The sequence below is a fragment of the Pseudomonas sp. GW-45 genome (genome assembly GCF_056896675.1).
In genome coordinates, this window is the sequence record NZ_CM167674.1 from 3,444,724 (window position 1) to 3,464,164 (window position 19,441).

Genomic DNA, 19,441 nt, shown 5'->3' on the forward strand with positions numbered 1-19,441 from the left:
GGTTTTTTATTGGGCTCAAATACGGCGGGCTAAAGCTTAATGCCTTCGCCCAATCAGCGATCCGCGCTAACCTGAAAACTATCCGACAGTTGATGCAAACGCGAAGCGGTTTCCTTGACCTGTCCGGAGCTGGTACGCAGCGCCTGAATTACCTGACTCATCGACTGGGTAGCCACGGCAACGTGGCCAGCCTGACGGCCGTGTTCCTTGCTGTTGGTATCCATAACCGAGATCACCTCAAACAGTTCTTCAACCGTTTTGTGCAACATGTCATTGTCATCTGAAGCACTCGCGGCTTGTTGCAGCTGGATATCCACATCAGCCACACCTTTCTCCATGACGATCACAGTTTCCCGTGTGGCGTCGCGGATGGTGGTAATGCCTTTGCTGATCTCTTCAGCGGCCTTGGCTGTGCGCGAGGCTAGCGCTCGCACCTCATCGGCCACCACGGCAAAGCCGCGGCCATGCTCACCGGCGCGGGCGGCTTCAATGGCCGCATTCAGCGCCAGCAGGTTGGTTTGGCTGGTAATATCGGTGATCAACGAGACCATCCCGACGATATCGCCAGTGCGCTTATCCAAAACTTGCACGCTGGCCGCTGAACTCTCGACGATATTACGGATTTTGCGTGTGCCACTGGTTACGGTATCCAGTCGCTCCCGCGCCGCTTCCACCACACTGGCCATATTGGCTTTCATTTGCGCAGCGGTTTCCGAGGCTGCCGTCACCGTCTGCAATTGAGCCTCAATCATGCTCAGCATCTGCTGAATATTGGTGGTCACTTCTTCAGCGGTATCACTGGCTTGCTGATTACGGCCCAGCATCTGTTCGCTATTTTGCAAAGCGTGGCGACTGGCCTGCTTTACCCGGCCGACGATGGTGTCGAGATTGTCTATGAAGCTATTAATCCAACGCCCCAGCTCACCGGTTTCATCCGGCACCAACCGTGACGTATCCATCCGCTGGCTGAGATTACCCTCGCCCTCGGCGATATTACGAATGATCTCGGTCATGCGCCCCAGTCGCCGCGCGAGGGTGCGGGTAGCGCCTCGCCAGAACCAGAACGCTGCGGCACCAAGCACCGCTACGTGCGCCACATGTTCTACCCAACCGACCAAACCCGCATAGTTGAAGCCCACTTGGGCGGCAAACACCAGCACCATCAGCAATAGAAACTGCTTCATCAGGTCATAACTAAGCGAGCGGTAGCGGTAGACCTCTTCCAGATCAGCTTCACACATCATGCCCCAGCGGTCCGGTGAACCCGGCAAGTTGAAGGTCACCCCCTTGCCAATAACCGGTATGTGCCGGTAATCCGAATAACCCGGATATTTCACATACAGGTTTTCACCCTTTTTGATGGTCTCACGCACTCCGGGATGCAGCTCCTTGGTGGCCGGATCGGTAAAGCGCACCTCAAACTCGGTGTGCTCGCGCACGCTGACTGCGCCCCACTTAGTAGCGATACCGCTTTTCAGGTTATCGCCATGGCTGAAAGTGCTGTCTTCAAAACGTGAGCGCGACAACGCACGCCCCGGCTCTATCGAGGGGTTGAAACGCGACTCGACCATAAAGATGTAGTTATCGCCAGACTCCTGATAGATGTGCCCCGCCTCACGCTGAATAAGATCGCCAAGTACATCGTTGGGAATACGTGCACACAAGCAACCCAGCAGACTGCCCGCCGCATCGTGCAGCGGCAGATAGAACATCAGGGTGACGGCGTCATGAAAACTGGAGGTAGACGGGCCGAGGGTTTTGGTTCGCGGGTCGATATAGGGTCCGTGCAGGAAGCGGTGTTGCAAGCCGGCCTTAACCGCCTGAGCATCCAATATAACGCTGCCGACTTGGCCAGCACTGCTGCCCTGTGGGCTGCCAGTCGCATTGAGCAACAACAGTTCTGAGGCGTCGGGCAACTTGCTGCGCAATCCTTGCAGTTGATCCTGGCTGACTAGCGTGAGATCTGGCCCCAGACTTTGGCCAACACTTTGCAATCCAGACCACTGGTTTTCGCACCACTGTTGTAGCAAGCGCACACGGGTCGCCGCCAGACTGTCAAAAATGGTTTCAAGCTGTGCGTAACGATTGTTATTGATCCAGCAAGCCCAACCCATGGTCAGTTTGCCGGTGCCGGCCAACCAGGGAAGCCATCTGCGTTCGGCACCCGATAGGTTCATTTCATCGCTACGTAAGGACGCCATGGCCACTCCTGAGAAATCTGCATTAACCAGAAGTGTGTGATTGCAAGATATGCACCACAGCAACTCAAAAAATGATATCAAAACGCCTTTAGTTGATTTTTAAAGGGCCGCAGGCCTGTGCTTGAGCCGCTGGATAAAGGTACCAACAGGTCGCACAAGCAGGCCTTTGGGCGGGAAGCGCACCAACTCGGTGCGATTTGGATTGTTGGATTACACCAACGCCACCGGCGAGGTCGGTGATCCCACTGCTCCCGGCAAGCGCAAAGGCGGCGCTGTGAGCATAAAACGGGTACGGCCTGCACCGCGTAGAAACTGCGCCAGTTCGGTTAGATACCAAAGCTCACCCAGATGAATACCAAGCTTGAACAGACAATGTTCATGCAGAGGCAACGCCGCGCAGCAACCGTCACCCTCACGTGCCGGATAGGCTTCCACTGCGTAATTGTCGGCAATCAACACACTCAGGCCAGAGTCGGTAATCCACTGCAACAACGCCGGATCACGACCATCAAGCACCGCGCAGCTGGTTTCCAGGCGATGCGCATCTGGCTCGCCGTTCATCTCCATAATCACATCGGCAAAACCGGTGTACAGGCAGACCATGTCGCCGGGCTCGATAACGATTTTATCGGTAGCGCAAATCTCCATCAGCCGTACGTAATCCACCAGCACCCGTTCACGTCCACAATGGCGTGCCAGATCGATCATTACCGCACGACCGCTAACAGCGGTTTCAGCCATTTTTTCGATGCCTAGCCGTTTAGCGTTCACCCCTTCCAGCGCATCCTCATGCCCCGCCGGCCCCTGCACATCCTCACCGGCACGCCAGCCGTTGTAATAGAGCGGCTCGGCCACACCGTCGCCATCCGCATCAAAGAGTCCGCCAACATGCGAGAGGGCGTCCCACTGGGTTGAGTACTGGGTGTAGAGCAACACGGCATCGTCACTGACTATATCGGTGAAGGCCGGATTCAGGCGATTCAGTTCGAAGTTGTAGTTCAACTTGCCCTCACGCCCGGAGGTAAACCGACGTGGCGGGTGGCGGAACCGGTTTAGCGCATTGCCGCCGGGTAGATCGAGCGGCAGACTAAGACAAAAGCTGCGCCCTGCATGCACTTCAGCTACGCCTTGCAGCACCTTCTCAGGCGTCAGTAGATTGAGTCGTCCTAACTCGTCATCGGCGCCAAAGTCGCCCCAGTTGGAGCCTTGTGGTCGGTTTTTCCAGCGCATCGGATATCTCCTTTTGTTGTTCTATTCCACTACCTTGCCATGCCCAACACCCGGGCCGCAGCCTCGCCGTTGGTGAATCAGTTCGCGTGTTGGCGGGTCATAACGCGCAGATGCTCGCGCTGCAACGCGCGGCATGCTTTACTTGCGCCTGATTTTTTTTCTGGAGCTTTGGCCCTACTATGGATTGGCTACAAGTTTTCGTCCTGGCGATCGTTCAGGGCATTACCGAATTTCTCCCCGTTTCCAGCTCTGCGCACTTGATTCTGGTACCGATACTGACTGACTGGCCGGACCAAGGCTTGGCTTTCGATGTCGCTTTACACTTGGGTAGCCTGTCGGCGGTGTTGATCTATTTCCGGCAAGATATTTTCAACATGACGCTCAGCTGGGGCCGCTCGCTGAAAACCCGCCAGCTGGACGCTGACGCCAAGCTGGCTTGGGCGGTGATCCTCGGTACTATCCCGGTGGGGATCGCCGGATTGTTGTTCAAGGACACGATAGAAACCGTTTTGCGCTCACCTATCTACCTGTCGATCGGGCTGATCGTCTTCGGTTTAGTATTGAGCTGGGCCGATTGGCGCCACAAAGGCGAGCGCAGCGAATATCAAATGAATTGGAAGGATGTGCTGCTGATCGGCTGCGCGCAGGCTGTGGCGTTGTTTCCCGGCACATCTCGCTCAGGCATCACCATGACTGCCGCGCTTATGTTGGGCTTGAGCCGCGAAGCCTCTGCGCGCTTTTCGTTTCTGCTGTCGATTCCGGTGATCGTGCTGGCCTGTGGCCTGGAAACAATCGAACTGGTCAAGGCGCAGGTGCCGGTTGATATCGCAGCCATGCTCGGCGGCGTGGTGCTCTCAGGGATCAGTGCTTATTTGTGCATCCACTACTTCCTGGCATTCATCAACCGCATTGGTATGCAGCCCTTTGTGATCTATCGCATCGTGCTGGGTATCGCCCTGCTATGGATATTCCTCTAAACCGGCATCCGGTCAGACGCGCAATGCGCCCAGCTTGAGTAACACTCGGCTGGGCTCCAGCGCCTGAAAGCGACGTTGCGTCAGAGCGGGGTCGCGCACCCAACTAAGTGCCGGCAGCACGGCAACAGCTTCTGGCCCGCGCTCCTGCAATGCGCCATGCAACACCAATAACTCGCCCCCGTCCTGGGCTGGCATTTGCAGCAGCGCGCCGCCCACACAGTCGATCAGCAGCGTCTGCTCGCAACCGTGCACATGTAAGCGGCATTGCTGCTGCCCCGGCGCTGTGGCCTCCCACTGCAAGCTGTCAGGTGAAAGCCGTAACGTCTGCCGGTCATCCGCCGCAAATTGGTTGAGCTTTACAAACAAGAGGCAGCCTTGCTCGGAAAAAGGGCTGTGACTTGAGGCTGCCGGGCTGCGCAAATAACTCCCCGCCGGGTAGTTACCACCTTCATCACTGAAAATGCCCGAGAGCACCAGTATTTCTTCACCCGCCGGGTGCCGGTGCTCAGGAAAGCGGGCGCCGGGAAGGTACTCCACCAAACTGGTTACCTGGCCTTGCTCCGGCGCCTCACGCTCCAGCGGCCAGCGCTTCACTGGCGCTTGCGGCGCAGTCTGCCAGCACTGCTCATCAGGCCGTATGCAAACCGGCAGATCGCGCGCCATGCGCAAGGGAGTAAAAGCCGCCATCAGACATCTCCTCGCATCAGCAGTTTTTCTACTTCGGCAGCGGGCAACGGTTGGTTATATAGATAGCCCTGTCCGGTGTCGCAACCGTACTCCTTGAGTAACGCCTCCTGCGCCAGCGTTTCTATGCCCTCTGCTGTGATGGTCAACTGCAGACTCTTGCCCAAGGCGATAATGGCGCGCGCCATGGCGCTATCGCTGCTGTTGCCCGGCAGATCGCTGATGAAGCCACGGTCAATCTTCAGTTTGTTGACCGGCATGCGCTTGAGTCTCAGCAAGGACGAGTAGCCCGTGCCGAAGTCATCAATTGCCAAGCGAACACCAAGCTCGGCCAACCGGTCCAGCAGGTGCTCGCCCCGCTCGCCGTGCTGCATCATCTCGTCTTCGGTGACTTCCAGCTCCAGATGCGCAGGCTCAAGGCCGGCTTGCGTCAATGCCTGACGTGTACTGCTGACCACGTCACCGCGCTCCATCCAATAACCCGACATGTTCACCGCCATTGAGCGCAGCGGATAGCCAGCGTCCAGCCAGCGACGCATCTGGGCGCAGGCTTGGTACAAGACAAATTCGTCGATCTCACCCATCAGCCCGGCGTGTCTCGCGGCCGGGAGAAATTCATTCGGCGGAATCACTCCCTGCTCAGGATGTTGCCAGCGTACCAATGCCTCCAGCCCTACCCATTGACCGCTTTGCAGGTCTTTCTGCAGTTGATAGTAGACGCGTAGTTGGTTGTGCTTTAGCGCCAGGTGAAGATCGCTTTCGAGAGTCATACGTCGACGTGCCTGCTCAGTCAACGCTTGGGTGTAAAAGGCGTAGTTATTGCGCCCCCGCTCCTTAGCCAACGTCACCGCCGAGTCCGCATTTTTCAGCAGTTCTGCACCATCATGCCCATCATCTGGAAACAAGCTGAGCCCCAGGCTGGCGGTCATATGCACTAATTGCCCTCCCAGCTTAAAGGGAGCCGCAATGGCTTGCTGGATGCGCTCCGCTAACCGGCTGAGCTCTTCCACAACTGCGCGCCGCTCCACCAAGATGACAAATTCGTCGCTCCCCAGTCGCGCCAGCGTATCGCCCTCTTCGCACAGGTATTCCATGCGCCGCGCCGCGGTAAGTAATAATTCGTCACCCAGGCTGTGCCCTAGACTGTCGTTAACACTCTTGAAGCGATCCAGATCAACGAATATCAACCCAAGGCTGACCTGGTGCCGGCGCGCACTGTTGACTGCGGTATTAAGGCGCTCAGTAATCAGCAGACGGTTGGGTAGCTTGGTCAACGGATCGTGGTGGGCAAGATAATCGATCTCTTCCTGGCTGCGTTTGATGATGCTCATGTCGGCAAAGACCGCGACATAGTGAGTCAGTTGGCCATGCTGATCGGTCACTGCAATGATATTCTGCCACTGAGGGTATATCTCACCGTTCTTGCGACGGTTCCAGATTTCGCCAGACCAACGCCCAGTGCCTTTTATCTGCTGCCACATGTGCCGATAGAAATCCTCGTCGTGGCGCCCAGATGCAAGCAGCGCCGGCGTACGGCCAGTAACCTCTGCGGCGCTGTAGCCAGTGATCTCACAAAAGGCGTTGTTAACGTCAATGATGTTTTGCTTGGCATCACAAATCAGCATGCCTTCACTAGTGCAATCAAACATCAAGCCGGCTTGCAATAAACGCTGCTCTCGTTTGATCTGCTCACTGATGTCACGCACCACACCCACCAAACGTATAGCTTGTCCATTTTGGTCGCGCACAGCCTGGGCTCCAGCTTGCACCCAGAAATAACCGCGCACGGGATGCTGAACGCGATATTGCAGGTTCAAGCGCTCAGTCTTGCCCTGCAGGTGCTCAAGCATTGCGGCATGCGCCGCTGGCTGGTCCTGAGGATGTAGCAGGGTGAGCCAATTTTTCGTCAGGAGCTCGTGCTGGCTCGTATCAATGCCGAAGATATCCAGGCAACGCGGCGACATATAAAGCGCGTCAGCCGCAATATCCCAGTCCCAGAGGCCATCATTACCGCCCACCAAAGCAAGATTGAAGCGTTCCTCACTCTGCCTCAACGCCTCTTCCTGCTCTAGGCGACGACGCAAATGGAAACGCGCGGAAAAAAACAAAATAGCACCAGTAACCACCACGAAAGCGAGACCTTTGGCAGTCTGCAACCACTGCTGGGCGCTGTCGTTAAGCCCCATAAGCCTGAGCACATAATCAGTGAAAAATATCCACAGCGTGGCCACAAGCACGTATTTGAAAGTGATACGAGCCGCACTCGTCGAGGAGCTAACAGAGGCACTAAAAGAGTTTTTCTTAAACATTTGGCAACTATAGCAGGCGGGGTCTAGCGACCCACGGTCATATTAATTGAGCTTTTGTTGGTACATAATCGATGAAACAGGCTTTTCGCCTGACCATTCTAACGAGGTAACACAGCCCTATGTGGTACAACGGTTTACTCAATCCATCCGGCTGGCAGGTATTGGCCGTGATTCTGATTCTGACGCACATAACCATTGTTGGCGTCACCGTCTACCTGCACCGTTATTCCGCTCACCGGGCGCTGGAACTGCACCCGGCCCTTAAGCATTTTTTCCGTTTCTGGTTGTGGCTCACCACCAGCATGAATACCCGCGAGTGGACCGCCATCCACCGTAAGCACCACGCCAAATGCGAAACGCCGGAAGACCCGCACAGCCCAGTACATAAAGGCTTGGGCACAGTTTTGCGCAAAGGCGCAGAGCTTTACATGGAAGAGGCGAAGAACGAAGACACCTTGCGCATCTATGGCAAGAACTGCCCGGATGACTGGGTTGAGCGTAATCTCTACAGCCGCTTCCCGATTGCCGGTGTGACCTTGATGGCGCTGATCGATCTGGCGCTGTTTGGCGTGCTCGGTATTACCGTGTGGGCCATCCAGATGATATGGATTCCGGTATTTGCCGCCGGAGTGGTCAACGGTTTAGGTCACGCGTTAGGCTACCGCAACTTTGAGTGCCGCGACGCGGCTACTAATATTTCGCCGTGGGGCATCCTCATTGGTGGCGAAGAGCTGCACAACAATCACCACACCTATCCCAACTCCGCCAAGCTGTCGGTGAAGAAGTGGGAGTTCGATATGGGTTGGATGTGGATTCGCCTATTCAGCTTATTGGGCTTGGCCTCAGTACGCCGTACAGCGCCTATTGCCCATCGGGTCGAAGGCAAACAGACGCTGGACATGGATACCGCCATGGCGATCCTCAACAATCGCTTTCAGATCATGGCGCAATATCGCAAATTAGTGATCAAGCCGCTGGTGCGACAGGAGATCGAAAAAGTGGACACTTCTGTTCGCCACCTTTTCCGCCGCGCCAAGCGTCTACTCAGCCGCGAACCCAGCCTGCTTGATGACCGCCATCAAGCGCGTATCGAAACCATGCTAACGCACAGCCACGCGCTCAAGGTGATCTACGAGAAACGTCTGGCACTGCAGCAGATTTGGGGGCGCACCAGCGCCAACGGGCACGACATGCTGCAAGCGTTGAAGGACTGGTGCCAACAGGCTGAGGAAAGCGGCATCAAGGCGCTGCAAGACTTTGCCAGCTCACTGCGCACTTATTCGCTGCAACCCAAAGCAGCCTGAGTCAGTTGAACGCGACTCGCAACGGGTCGCGTTCGGCGCTAAACTGGCCACCACAAGTACTCAACAACATCTGAAGGTAGCAACGGATGCGTGCCTTACTCCTCACACTTCCTCTGCTGATTAGCCCTTGCATCATGGCCGGCAGCATCTATAAATACACCGACGCCAATGGTGTAACGACCTATACCGATCAAAAAGTATCTGGCGCCGAGGTTATCGTCTTCCGCGATGCCATGGTCGAGAATGTTGACCGTCAGGTGTATGTCACCAAAAGCAGCCACGCCGGCGGTGAGACCCTGATTGTGCACAACGACCTCTACGCGCCGGTCGAAGTAAAGCTGAGCATCAGCAACGCGCAGAATGTCAGCGGCGTGCCGCCCGAACCTATCACTTGGGTAATGCAGCCGCGCCAGGAGCTGCGTCTACTGACGCTGCAGGCCACAGGCACCGGTAAAGTCCACTACGATTATAAGCTGGAGCACGCGCTGGGCGATCCGCGCGCTAAGCAGTCACTAACCTACTATCCCCTACCTTGGCGTGGCGGACCTTTCCGCCTGACCCAAGGTCCTGGCGGTCGCTACAGCCATACCGGTGTGAAAGGCCGCTATGCTATGGATATCGCTATGCCTGAAGGTACGCCCATTGTTGCGGCGCGCAGCGGGCTGGTGGTCAAGACAGAGAACGGCCAGACCGGACGTGGCAATAATCCTTCTGGCAACTTTGTACGATTACTGCACGACGATGGCACCATGAGCGTTTATTTGCACCTCAAGCGTGGCTCGGTGAACGTCACCGAAGGCCAGCGGATCAATACCGGGCAGCTGCTCGCGCTGTCTGGTAATACCGGCAACAGCACCGGTCCGCACCTGCACTTTGTAGTACAGAAGAACGTCGGCCTGGAGACTGTTTCCATTCCTTTTGAGTTTGCCCAGCCGGTCGATACCCTGCCTAACTTTGCAGTGGGCGGCGAGCCATAACCGTTGCCTGTCTTAGCTTTCACGTATAGCGCCAGCACTTTTCAGCAGGCAACAAAAAACCCGCACAAGGCGGGTTTTTTGTTAGTTAGCGTCGATCTTATTTGATCTTGGCTTCCTTGTAAGGCACGTGCTTGCGTACAACCGGATCGAACTTCTTGATTTCGATCTTATCGGGAGTAGTACGCTTGTTCTTGTCGGTAGTGTAAAAGTGACCAGTACCGGCAGTAGAGACCAAACGAATCAATTCGCGCATGGAACTGCTCCTTAAACTTTTTCGCCGCGGGCGCGGATTTCAGTCAAAACGACGTCGATGCCGCGCTTGTCGATAATGCGCATGCCTTTGACAGACGTGCGCAGACGGACAAAACGCTTTTCTGATTCAACCCAAAACCGATGGTGCTGCAGGTTAGGCAGAAAACGACGCTTGGATCTGTTGTTAGCGTGGGAAACATTGTTCCCAGTCACTGGACCTTTACCGGTCACCTGACATACTCGAGACATGGTTAACCCTCTCCAACCAATTGCCCAACCCAAACTGGTTGGAAGCCATAAAATAATCTGTTGTCCAGCCGGGGCAGCCGGTATTAACCAGCCTGTAAAAACGCAAATACAGGTGTAGCCCCGAGAAGAGCGGAGCTTTATACCAAAAACACTTCCACCAGGCAATAATTATTCGCGCTGACTGCGGACGGGCGGTCAAGCGCATAATCAGATTTTCACCCTCTAGAGCCCACCCCGCAAGGGCTACGCTCATAATAAGCCACGTTCGGCGAAAGAAACCGGATCACCGTCACCCACAACCAAGTGATCGAGCACGCGAATATCCAAAAGCGCCAGACTTTCCTTCAACCGACGAGTCAACTGCAGATCTGATTGGCTTGGCTCAGCCACTCCCGATGGATGATTGTGCGTCAGGATCAACGCCGCCGCGTTGTGCGCCAACGCTCGTTTGATCACCTCGCGCGGATAAACACTGGCGCTGTCGAGCGTACCGCGAAACAGTTCTTCGAAAGCAATCACACGATGCTGGTTATCCAGAAACAGGCAGGCGAACACTTCGTGTTGCAGCCCCATCAGGCGACTTTTAAGAAATTGCCTTACTGCACCAGGCGAAGTCAGTGCACAGCCGCGCTTGAGATCTTCAAACAAATGCCGCCTGCCCATCTCCAGCACAGCCTGCAACTGAGCGTACTTAGCAGGCCCTAATCCGCCGTGCTGACTAAACTCGCGCAAATCCGCCTGTAACAGACCACGCAGGCTGCCAAACCCGCTGAGCAGGTCGCGCGCAAGATCGACCGCGCTGCGACCGGGTAGACCCGTACGTAGAAAGATAGCCAGCAGCTCAGCATCTGATAAGGCAGCGGCGCCCTGCGCCAACAACTTTTCCCGCGGCCGTTCAGCTAACGGCCAATCTGTTATCGCCATATTCATCTGCTCCTTGGCTATGCAGCGCATACATCCATGCCGCGCGTTATCCGCTCGAACCTCAAATACCCGAAATTGAACCGCTCAAACAGTGCCCAAATCCGCTGTTGCGGGATCACTCAGAACCGGCCCTGTGCTATCGTAGCGAGCATTTACCGGGCGCTCCACGGGCGTCGGTGCAGCATGAGGGGGAGTTCACAATGCAGCCGTTGATCAACAAGCAAGTAGTACTGGGCGTTAGTGGTGGCATTGCCGCTTATAAAAGCGCGGAATTGATCCGTCGCCTGCGCGATGCGGGTGCCGAGGTGCGCGTGGTAATGACCAAGGCAGCGCGCGAATTCATTACCCCAATGACCTTACAGGCGCTGTCTGGCCACCCGGTGCACGGGGACTTGCTGGATCCGGAAGCGGAAGCCGCCATGGGGCATATCGAGCTGGCCCGCTGGGCCGACTTGGTATTGATCGCCCCGGCCACCGCCGACCTGATGGCGCGTCTTGCCCAGGGCCGTGGCGACGACCTGCTCACCACCCTGGTACTGGCCACCGACGCACCCATTGCCCTCGCTCCAGCGATGAATCAGGCCATGTGGCGCGACGCGGCCACGCAAGCCAATCTGCAGCTGCTGTTAACGCGCAAAGTGCATGTGTTCGGCCCGGGCAGCGGTGAACAGGCCTGCGGCGACGTCGGCCCCGGCCGCATGCTTGAACCTACCGACATTGCCGCGCGCGCCGCTGAGTGTTTTGAGCGCGGCATTCTGAGTGGCAAACACGTGTTGATCAACGCCGGTCCAACCCGCGAGGCTATCGACCCGGTGCGTTATATCTCCAACCATAGCTCCGGCAAGATGGGCTTCGCGCTGGCCGAAGCCGCCGTTGAGGCTGGCGCCCGGGTAACCCTGGTCGCTGGGCCAGTTAACCTGCCGACACCCGCTCGCGTGCAGCGGGTGGATGTGGTCAGCGCCGAGGAGATGCTAGCGGCTTGCCAAGCCGCGCTGCCGGCCGATCTGTTCATCGCTTCCGCCGCCGTGGCCGACTACCGGCCAGCCAGTTGCGCCGAACAGAAGATGAAGAAATCACCTGACAGCGACGATGGCATGACCCTCACGCTAGTGCGCAACCCGGACATTCTCGCCACTCTGGCCGAGCATCCGCAGCGCCCCTGGGCTGTTGGCTTCGCTGCCGAAACCCATGATTTGATGAACTACGCTGCAGACAAGTTGCAGCGCAAAAAACTCGACTTGATCATCGCCAATGATGTCAGCCAGAGCGGTATCGGCTTTAATAGTGATGATAACGCCGTAACCCTGATCGACCGTGCCCTGCACAGCATCTCGCTACCGCGCGCCAGCAAAGCCAAATTGGCGCGCGAGATCATTGGTCGAATCGCCAGCTTGATGGCGTCAACTGACAGTAAAAAGGAAGCCTGATGCACGCCTTGCAAGCCAAAGTACTCGATGCCCGTCTCGGCGCCGAATGGCCGCTACCCGCCTATGCCACGACTGGCTCGGCCGGCCTTGATCTGCGTGCAATGGTGCAGGAACCGCTGCATTTACAACCGGGCGAAACCCAACTATTACCAACGGGATTAGCCATTCACATCGCCGACCCAGGACTAGCCGCGATGATTCTGCCGCGTTCCGGCTTGGGACATAAGCACGGTATCGTGTTGGGTAACCTGGTCGGCTTGATCGACTCCGATTATCAGGGCCAGCTGATGGTCTCATGCTGGAATCGCAGCGATACTGCGTTCACCATCAACCCCGGCGAGCGCATCGCTCAGCTGGTATTGGTGCCCGTTTTGCAGGCAAGGTTTGAAATCGTCGAGGAATTTGACGACAGCCAGCGCGGGTCTGGCGGCTTCGGCCATACTGGCAGCCACTGAGTCAGCCACGCAATTCCACTTTTGCAGGGAGGCAAGGACCACAATGAAAATGAAAAAAACAGACGCTAAGGCTGGACTACCCAACACCGCGATGCCGCTGGGCATGGCGATTATTGGTGTGGCCGCCGGCGCCGCCATGTTGTGGTTGGCACTGACAGGTGTGACCGGCCAGCGCAATGATGAATTGGTAGAGAGCTACGCCACTCAGCAGCTGGCTGGCATCAACCAGAGCATGCAGCAACTGCAGGCCGACCTTGCCCAGCTGGCTACCAACCCGCAGCTGCAAGTCGCGCTCAATCAAGGCGGCAGTAGCACCATCGACCGCTTGTTGCGCTATCAGGTAGCCCACACCCTGGCCATTTATACCGCCGCACCAGGACAAGCCGAACTGGTGCGCAATGGCAGCGCGCCGCTGAGTTTCGCAGCGCTCGACATGATTCGCCGTGCCGAGCGCGGGCTAGCGGTACCGCTGGAAGCACACAACATTGACGGCGAGTGGCGACTGTATGGGGTAAAGCCCTTGCGCGCCTCGGATAAAGCCCCTATCGGGGGCACCCTGACCGGGGTTTTTCAGCTTGAACGGGTACTCAACGGACTACCGATGCTGGCCGACAATACTGGCCAAGTCAGCCTGATTCAGCAGTTTCCAGGTTCCGCCGAGCAAGTGCTTTTCAAGCGCGGCAGCGGCAACGGCGAAGCGGTGCGCCTGACCACCAGCAACCCTGCATGGCAGATCGAGTTCAAGGCTGGCAGCGGCTTGTCTCACAGCAGTGCCGATCCGTTGCTGCTGGTTGGCGCCGCGTTGCTAGCACTATTGGGCGGCCTGTTCGGCATGCTCTGGCTGCAGCGCAGCTGGACGAGCAGCCTGCGCACCGACAGCCACACTTTGACCCAGCTCACGCTGGGCCATAAAGCTGCCGGTTTGGAGCTGAGCCCACTGGAGCCACTGGCGCAAAACATCATGCAACTGGTCAAGCGCTCGGGTCAGACTCTGGGCGCCTCGCCAAAGCGCGAAGATGCACCCGCCGTTGAAACCAAAGCCCGCAAGAAGGCCGGCGACAACCTCACGAATCCGCTATTTCAAGATACCGACATTCTCGATATCGACATCGATATCCTCGATGACGGTGACCCTTTTGCAATGAGCGAAACGGGCACACCCGCAGCGCCTAGCATCCCCGCACTGCCGAATGAGATTTTTCGTGCCTATGACATCCGTGGCGTGGTGGGCAAAAGCCTGACCGAAGAGTACGTCTATTGGCTGGGCCGCAGTATCGGCAGCGCGTCCATCGACGCAGGCGAGCCGCGCGTGATGGTCGCTCGCGATGGCCGCCTATCCGGCCCAGCGCTGAGCGAACAACTCATCAAAGGTCTGATGGAGAGCGGCTGTGCGGTTACTGATTTGGGTATGGTGCCCACGCCCGTACTCTATTTCGCCACTCACACCACTGGTGCCACTTCTGGCGTCATGCTGACGGGCAGCCACAATCCACCGGCCTACAACGGCCTAAAAATCGTGGTGGCGGGCGAAACACTTTACGGCGAGCAGATCAGCGCGCTGAACCAGCGTCTGCGTGACAACAAACTGCAGTCTGGCTCCGGCAGCCGCGAGCAGCTCAACATCCTCGGCGACTACCAGCAATACATCTTCGACGACGTCGTCATGGCCCGCCCACTCAAGGTCGTAGTGGATTGCGGTAACGGCGTTGGCGGCGTTATCGCCCAGCAATTGCTGGAAGGCATTGGCTGCCAGGTGATTCCGCTGTACTGCGAGGTCGACGGCCTATTCCCCAATCATCATCCGGACCCAGGCAAGCCGGAGAACCTGGTCGAATTGATCAATACCGTCAAACGCGAGGGCGCGGACCTGGGTGTCGCCCTCGATGGCGATGCCGACCGCATCGGGTTTGTCACCGAAACCGGCGAGATGGTCTATCCCGACCGGCTGTTGATGCTGTTTGCTGAAGACATTGTGACTCGCCACCCCGGTGCCGACATCATCTTTGATGTCAAATGCACGCGCCAGCTACCTGCGCTGATCAATCGCGCCGGCGGACGCCCGGTTATGTGGAAGTCAGGTCATTCGCTGATTAAAGCCAAGATGAAAGAAACCGGCGCCTTGCTCGGCGGCGAAATGAGCGGCCATGTGTTCTTCAAAGAACGTTGGTTCGGCTTTGATGATGGGCTCTACAGTGCGTGCCGTTTGCTGGAGATTCTTTCCATGCAGCCCGACACTGCGAGTGACGTGATGGCCCGCTACCCTGCTGGCATCAGCACACCAGAAATCAATCTGGCCGTGGGCGAGACGCAGAAGTTTGCGATCATCAAGGCACTCGGCCAGCAGGCTGACTGGGGTGATGGCAAGATCACTACGCTGGACGGTATCCGCGTCGACTTTCCCACCAGCTGGGGTTTGATTCGCGCCTCCAACACCACACCGGTGCTGGTATTGCGCTTTGAGGCCGAACAACAGGAAGAGCTGGAGCGGGTAAAACAATTATTCCGGGAGCAACTGCAGTTAGCGGCCCCCGAAGTTAAAATCACGTTCTGATCGAAATCAGGAGATAGCAGATCACCATGTTGAATCGCGACGCAGCCATGCAGGTTTCCAAGGTACTGACCGAGGCCCTGCCCTACATTCAGCGTTTTACCGGCAAAACTATCGTCATCAAGTACGGCGGAAACGCAATGGAAAGCGAAGAGCTGAAAAACAGCTTCGCGCGCGATATCGTGCTGATGAAGACAGTGGGTATCAACCCTGTGGTAGTGCACGGTGGCGGACCCCAAATCGGTGATCTGCTTAAGCGCCTGAACATTGAAAGCAATTTCATTGAAGGCATGCGCGTAACCGACACCCAGACCATGGATGTGGTGGAAATGGTGCTCGGTGGTCAAGTTAATAAGGACATCGTCAACCTGATCAACCAGCATGGCGGTAGCGCCATCGGCCTGACCGGCAAAGACGCAGGCCTGATCAAAGCCCGCCAGCTCAAAGTGACGCGCAACACCCCCGGCATGGACAAACCAGAGATCATCGATATTGGTCATGTCGGCGAAGTGGTGGAAATCAACACCAAGCTGATCAACCGCCTGGTGTCAGATGACTATATCCCGGTTATCGCACCCATAGGTGTGGGCAAAAACGGCGAGTCCTACAATATCAATGCCGACCTGGTCGCTGGCAAAGTGGCAGAAGCACTACAGGCCGAGAAGCTAATGCTGCTCACCAACATCGCTGGCTTGATGGACAAATCCGGCAAGGTGCTCACCGGCCTGAGCACCGCGCAGGTCGATGAGTTGATCGCTGACGGCACTATCTACGGCGGCATGCTGCCGAAGATCCGCTGCGCGCTGGATGCGGTTCAAGGCGGCGTCAGCAGCGCCATCATCGTTGATGGTCGGGTACCTAACGCAGTCTTGTTGGAAGTGTTTACCGATACCGGTGTAGGCACCCTGATTACCAACCAAGCGGCGGATCTATAGGCATGCAGCAGGCTGATTTTCGCTTTGGCTGTCCGCTGCGCGTGCGCTGGTCAGAAGCCGATCCGCAGGGCATCGTCTTCAACGGGCATTATCTGAATTATGCCGATGTAGGAGTGACCGAGTACTACCGTGAGCTCAACGCGGCTAACCCTGGCCGCGAAGACTTGTCCGGGAACGAGTTTTTTGCGGTCAAAACACTACTGGAGTACCGCGCATCGGCATTTTTTGATGACCTGCTGGATATTCAGCTACGGGTGTCGCGCATTGGTAACAGCAGTATGAGCTTCACTTTAGGTATATTTCGTGAGGGGCAGCTGCTGGTTACTGGCGAAATTGTCTACGTGCGTGCCGATCAGCAAACCAGAAGACCCTTGGCCATTCCCGCAGGCTTCAAGGCAGCGGTTCGCGCCTTTGAGCAGTTAGCCCCGGAAGAAGCTGTACCAAGCTGAGAGAGCGTCAAAAGCGCTGCTGTTTACGGCGGCGCTAGCGATCTTCATTGAGCAGAAATTCCAGCCGTTCGAGCTGCTTTTCAAAGTCGCTATTAGTTTCGACGATTTCCTGCCGTTTACGGCTGATCAGCCGCTGCAGGCGCGCCGTTTCGGCATCTACGGCGGTAAGCTCGGCTAACAGGTCCGGATCGACCTGCCGGCCGGCTCGCTCCGCCTGTGCCGCACGACCTTGCAGCTCTTCGCGTTCCACCTGAAGATCCTGGATGCTCGCCTTGGACGTGGATATCTGATTTTCAATCTGCTGGATTTGACGACCCTGTGCGCGCTCCAGATCAGTCGATCCGCTGTACAGCCTCAGCAAATTGGCGTCGGCTGTGTGTTGCGCCTTCTGCTCCTCCAACGCCGCGCGATTGGCTTCGCGCTCAGCGGCTGTAGGCGCCGCCGGCACTATCAGCTTTACCCGGCCCTGCGAATCCAATACCTCGTATCCACGACTAATAAACTGCGGCGGCACCCGGCTATCCAGCACGGTTACACCCTTATCGTCGATATACCGATACAGATCGGCATGCGCCAAGCTCGGCCCAAAGACCACCAGCGCTAGCACAACCCAGTCCATCATCCGTTTAAATGCAGGCACATCCTCGTCCTCTGCTTCGTGTTGGTGCAGCCTTCACGGCTGTCTTATGGCCAATTGGCATTATATCGGCAACGAACAGGCAGAGATTAACCTGTTCTGCTGTCTGTTTGCACCTATGGCCTACAACACGCGCGCGGTCAAGACGGATCAGATACCGTATTCGGCGCGATAAGCCTCTACTGCGGGGAGATGTTTCTGCAACTCAGCGTCATCTGCTATGAAACTCATAACCTGCGGAAGCGACACGATGCTGATGACCGGAATACCGAAATCACGCTCAACTTCCTGAATCGCAGACAATTCACCCTGACCACGTTCCTGCCGATCGAGTGCGATCATCACTGCTGCCGGCGTTGCGCCCTGCGCTTGAATGATCTGCATCACCTCCCGTACCGCGGTGCCAGCGGTGATCACATCATCAATGATCAACACTCGACCTTCTAGCGGCGCGCCCACCAATGTGCCACCTTCGCCATGATCTTTGGCTTCCTTACGATTGAAGCAGTAAGGTAGGTCACGATCAAAGCTGTCTGCCAGCGCCACCGCAGTAACTGCTGCCAGCGGAATGCCCTTATAAGCCGGGCCGAAGATCACATCAACGTCCTTTAACTCACTGTGTACCAGTGCCTGAGCATAAAAGCGGCCAAGCCGGCTAAGCGAGCCACCGGTGTTAAATAAGCCTGCATTAAAAAAATACGGACTCTTGCGTCCGGACTTGAGGGTGAACTCACCAAAGCGCAATACCTTGCGATCCAGTGCAAATCGAATGAATTCCCGCTGATATTCGTGCATCTACACCCTCTTCGTTAACAAAAGTCAATCAAGCTCGGTTATCATACACCCACGTTTTTTGGGGGGCCATGCATGCGAATTATCAGTCTAAACGTCAACGGAGTTAAGGCCGCAGCCGAACGCGGCCTGTTTGACTGGTTGCGCACGCAGGATGCGGACGTCATTTGCCTGCAGGATATTCGGGTCACTGCCCCCGAATTGGAACAGGACCCCTACTGGATCGATGGCTACTGGCAGTACTGCTTTGAAGCCGAAGTAGCCAGCCAAGGCGGCGTAGCCATTTATACCCGCACAGCCCCCAAGGCAATCATCATGGGGCTAGGGTTCGAGTCGGCTGATCGCTATGGCCGCTTCATGCAAGCCGACTTCGACAAGGTCAGCATCGGCTCCTTGCTGCTGCCCACTGGCCGCGATGGCGACGCTGACTTGAATCAGAAATTCAAATTCATGGATGATTTCGCGAGCTACCTGAATAAGCAGCGTCGTAAGCGTCGCGAGTTCATTTACTGTGGTTCGCTCTATGTTGCCCACCTCAAGCTAGACGTGAAAAACTGGCGCGACTGTCAGAATGAGCCCGGCTTCATGGCGCCTGAACGTGCCTGGATGGACGAAATCTACGGCAACATGGGTTACGTCGATGCGGTGCGCGAAGTCACTCGTGAGTCCGAACTTTACAGCTGGTGGCCAAACAGTGAGCAAGCAGAGAACCTGAATCTGGGTCTGCGCTTCGATTATCAGTTCCTCACACCTGGCCTGCGCCGCTTCGTCAAACAGGCGAAAATCCCGCGCAATGCCCGCTTTTCGCAGCATGCGCCCGTCATAGTCGATTACGACTGGACCCTATCGATCTAACCTTCTCGCACTTTTTGCATCCCTTAGCAGCCACAGCACCTGGCTGCTTCTGCATGTGGGCGCAGAAAAACCGTGCAAATAACGCGACGCCAAATACAAACCACGTATCTTTATTCAGCAATTACGACGTCTGATTTAGTGTGCGGCCCTCCGCAACCTGTGTGCCCCGTTATGCCTGAACCTGCAACGCAGACCGCTGGAAAGCCGCAGTGAACCGGCAAACGCCCTGCATCAGG

At 56.6% G+C, this 19,441-nt stretch carries 18 protein-coding genes and 1 pseudogene; 9 read left to right on the top strand and 10 right to left on the bottom strand.

Features of this window, described 5'->3' with window-relative positions; all coding sequences use genetic code 11:
* Nucleotides 1–53 precede the first annotated feature (53 nt).
* The 3 genes and pseudogenes from AC1XYH_RS16240 to AC1XYH_RS16250 form a co-directional block, all read right to left on the bottom strand.
* Entirely contained in the window at nt 54–959 is a 906-nt protein-coding gene (locus tag AC1XYH_RS16240; RefSeq protein ID WP_483326402.1) for a methyl-accepting chemotaxis protein, read from the bottom strand.
* Nucleotides 942–2,201 (bottom strand): annotated as a pseudogene (locus AC1XYH_RS16245) (methyl-accepting chemotaxis protein); the annotation flags it as partial. The gene AC1XYH_RS16240 and the pseudogene AC1XYH_RS16245, both read right to left, overlap by 18 nt.
* Nucleotides 2,202–2,411: 210 nt before the next feature.
* A complete protein-coding gene (locus AC1XYH_RS16250) occupies nt 2,412–3,431 on the bottom strand; it encodes a cyclase family protein (RefSeq protein ID WP_483324158.1) in 1,020 nt (339 codons plus the stop codon).
* A gap of 179 nt (nt 3,432–3,610) precedes the next feature.
* On the opposite strand from AC1XYH_RS16250, the gene AC1XYH_RS16255 reads away from it, so the two are divergent.
* The gene (locus AC1XYH_RS16255) at nt 3,611–4,408 is read left to right on the top strand and encodes an undecaprenyl-diphosphate phosphatase (RefSeq protein WP_483324159.1); all 798 of its coding nucleotides are present in this window, start codon (nt 3,611–3,613) and stop codon (nt 4,406–4,408) included.
* Between the two features lie 12 nt (nt 4,409–4,420).
* Here AC1XYH_RS16255 and AC1XYH_RS16260 read toward each other — a convergent pair whose 3' ends face one another.
* Both AC1XYH_RS16260 and AC1XYH_RS16265 read right to left on the bottom strand, forming a co-directional pair.
* On the bottom strand, nt 4,421–5,095 hold the full coding sequence (locus AC1XYH_RS16260) for a cupin domain-containing protein (RefSeq protein ID WP_483324160.1): 675 nt from the start codon (nt 5,093–5,095) through the stop codon (nt 4,421–4,423).
* Nucleotides 5,095–7,401: a putative bifunctional diguanylate cyclase/phosphodiesterase gene (locus AC1XYH_RS16265; RefSeq protein ID WP_483324161.1), complete on the bottom strand. Its 2,307-nt coding sequence runs from the start codon at nt 7,399–7,401 to the stop codon at nt 5,095–5,097. The genes AC1XYH_RS16260 and AC1XYH_RS16265 overlap by 1 nt, the downstream gene beginning before the upstream one ends.
* 119 nt (nt 7,402–7,520) lie before the next feature.
* Between AC1XYH_RS16265 and desA the strand changes: the two genes are divergently transcribed.
* Both desA and AC1XYH_RS16275 read left to right on the top strand, forming a co-directional pair.
* Nucleotides 7,521–8,705 carry a delta-9 fatty acid desaturase DesA gene (gene desA / locus AC1XYH_RS16270; protein WP_483324162.1) on the top strand — a complete coding sequence of 395 codons (1,185 nt, stop codon included), beginning with the start codon at nt 7,521–7,523 and terminating at the stop codon, nt 8,703–8,705.
* Between the two features lie 86 nt (nt 8,706–8,791).
* Nucleotides 8,792–9,682: a peptidoglycan DD-metalloendopeptidase family protein gene (locus AC1XYH_RS16275; protein ID WP_483324163.1), complete on the top strand. Its 891-nt coding sequence runs from the start codon at nt 8,792–8,794 to the stop codon at nt 9,680–9,682.
* Between the two features lie 97 nt (nt 9,683–9,779).
* On the opposite strand, the gene rpmG is transcribed toward AC1XYH_RS16275, so the two are convergent.
* The 3 genes from rpmG to radC all read right to left on the bottom strand — a co-directional run bounded on the left by rpmG (nt 9,780) and on the right by radC (nt 11,107).
* Nucleotides 9,780–9,935 (bottom strand): 50S ribosomal protein L33, encoded by a 156-nt coding sequence (gene rpmG / locus AC1XYH_RS16280; RefSeq protein ID WP_092287248.1) that lies wholly within the window; start codon nt 9,933–9,935, stop codon nt 9,780–9,782.
* A gap of 11 nt (nt 9,936–9,946) precedes the next feature.
* Nucleotides 9,947–10,183 carry a 50S ribosomal protein L28 gene (gene rpmB, locus AC1XYH_RS16285; RefSeq protein ID WP_483324164.1) on the bottom strand — a complete coding sequence of 79 codons (237 nt, stop codon included), beginning with the start codon at nt 10,181–10,183 and terminating at the stop codon, nt 9,947–9,949.
* Nucleotides 10,184–10,432: 249 nt separating this feature from the next.
* On the bottom strand, nt 10,433–11,107 hold the full coding sequence (gene radC / locus AC1XYH_RS16290) for a RadC family protein (protein WP_483324165.1): 675 nt from the start codon (nt 11,105–11,107) through the stop codon (nt 10,433–10,435).
* Between the two features lie 200 nt (nt 11,108–11,307).
* Between radC and coaBC the strand changes: the two genes are divergently transcribed.
* From coaBC to AC1XYH_RS16315, 5 genes are read left to right on the top strand one after another with little or no spacing between them, the layout of a single operon-like run.
* Nucleotides 11,308–12,534: a bifunctional phosphopantothenoylcysteine decarboxylase/phosphopantothenate--cysteine ligase CoaBC gene (gene coaBC / locus AC1XYH_RS16295; protein WP_483324166.1), complete on the top strand. Its 1,227-nt coding sequence runs from the start codon at nt 11,308–11,310 to the stop codon at nt 12,532–12,534.
* Entirely contained in the window at nt 12,534–12,989 is a 456-nt protein-coding gene (dut, locus tag AC1XYH_RS16300) for a dUTP diphosphatase (protein ID WP_483324167.1), read from the top strand. The genes coaBC and dut overlap by 1 nt, the downstream gene beginning before the upstream one ends.
* 43 nt (nt 12,990–13,032) lie before the next feature.
* Nucleotides 13,033–15,540, top strand: coding sequence for a phosphomannomutase/phosphoglucomutase (locus AC1XYH_RS16305; RefSeq protein WP_483324168.1), 2,508 nt, complete (start codon nt 13,033–13,035; stop codon nt 15,538–15,540).
* A 26-nt stretch (nt 15,541–15,566) separates the two neighbouring features.
* Nucleotides 15,567–16,472, top strand: coding sequence for an acetylglutamate kinase (gene argB, locus AC1XYH_RS16310; protein WP_483324169.1), 906 nt, complete (start codon nt 15,567–15,569; stop codon nt 16,470–16,472).
* A gap of 2 nt (nt 16,473–16,474) precedes the next feature.
* Entirely contained in the window at nt 16,475–16,921 is a 447-nt protein-coding gene (locus tag AC1XYH_RS16315) for an acyl-CoA thioesterase (protein ID WP_483324170.1), read from the top strand.
* Nucleotides 16,922–16,955: 34 nt separating this feature from the next.
* Here the strand turns inward: AC1XYH_RS16315 and AC1XYH_RS16320 are convergent, their stop codons facing one another.
* Together AC1XYH_RS16320 and pyrE are read right to left on the bottom strand one after the other, a co-directional pair.
* The gene (locus AC1XYH_RS16320) at nt 16,956–17,561 is read right to left on the bottom strand and encodes a DUF4124 domain-containing protein (protein WP_483324171.1); all 606 of its coding nucleotides are present in this window, start codon (nt 17,559–17,561) and stop codon (nt 16,956–16,958) included.
* Between the two features lie 147 nt (nt 17,562–17,708).
* On the bottom strand, nt 17,709–18,353 hold the full coding sequence (gene pyrE, locus AC1XYH_RS16325; protein WP_483324172.1) for an orotate phosphoribosyltransferase: 645 nt from the start codon (nt 18,351–18,353) through the stop codon (nt 17,709–17,711).
* A gap of 72 nt (nt 18,354–18,425) precedes the next feature.
* Between pyrE and AC1XYH_RS16330 the strand changes: the two genes are divergently transcribed.
* Entirely contained in the window at nt 18,426–19,205 is a 780-nt protein-coding gene (locus AC1XYH_RS16330; RefSeq protein ID WP_483324173.1) for an exodeoxyribonuclease III, read from the top strand.
* The last annotated feature ends 236 nt before the right edge of the window (nt 19,206–19,441 follow it).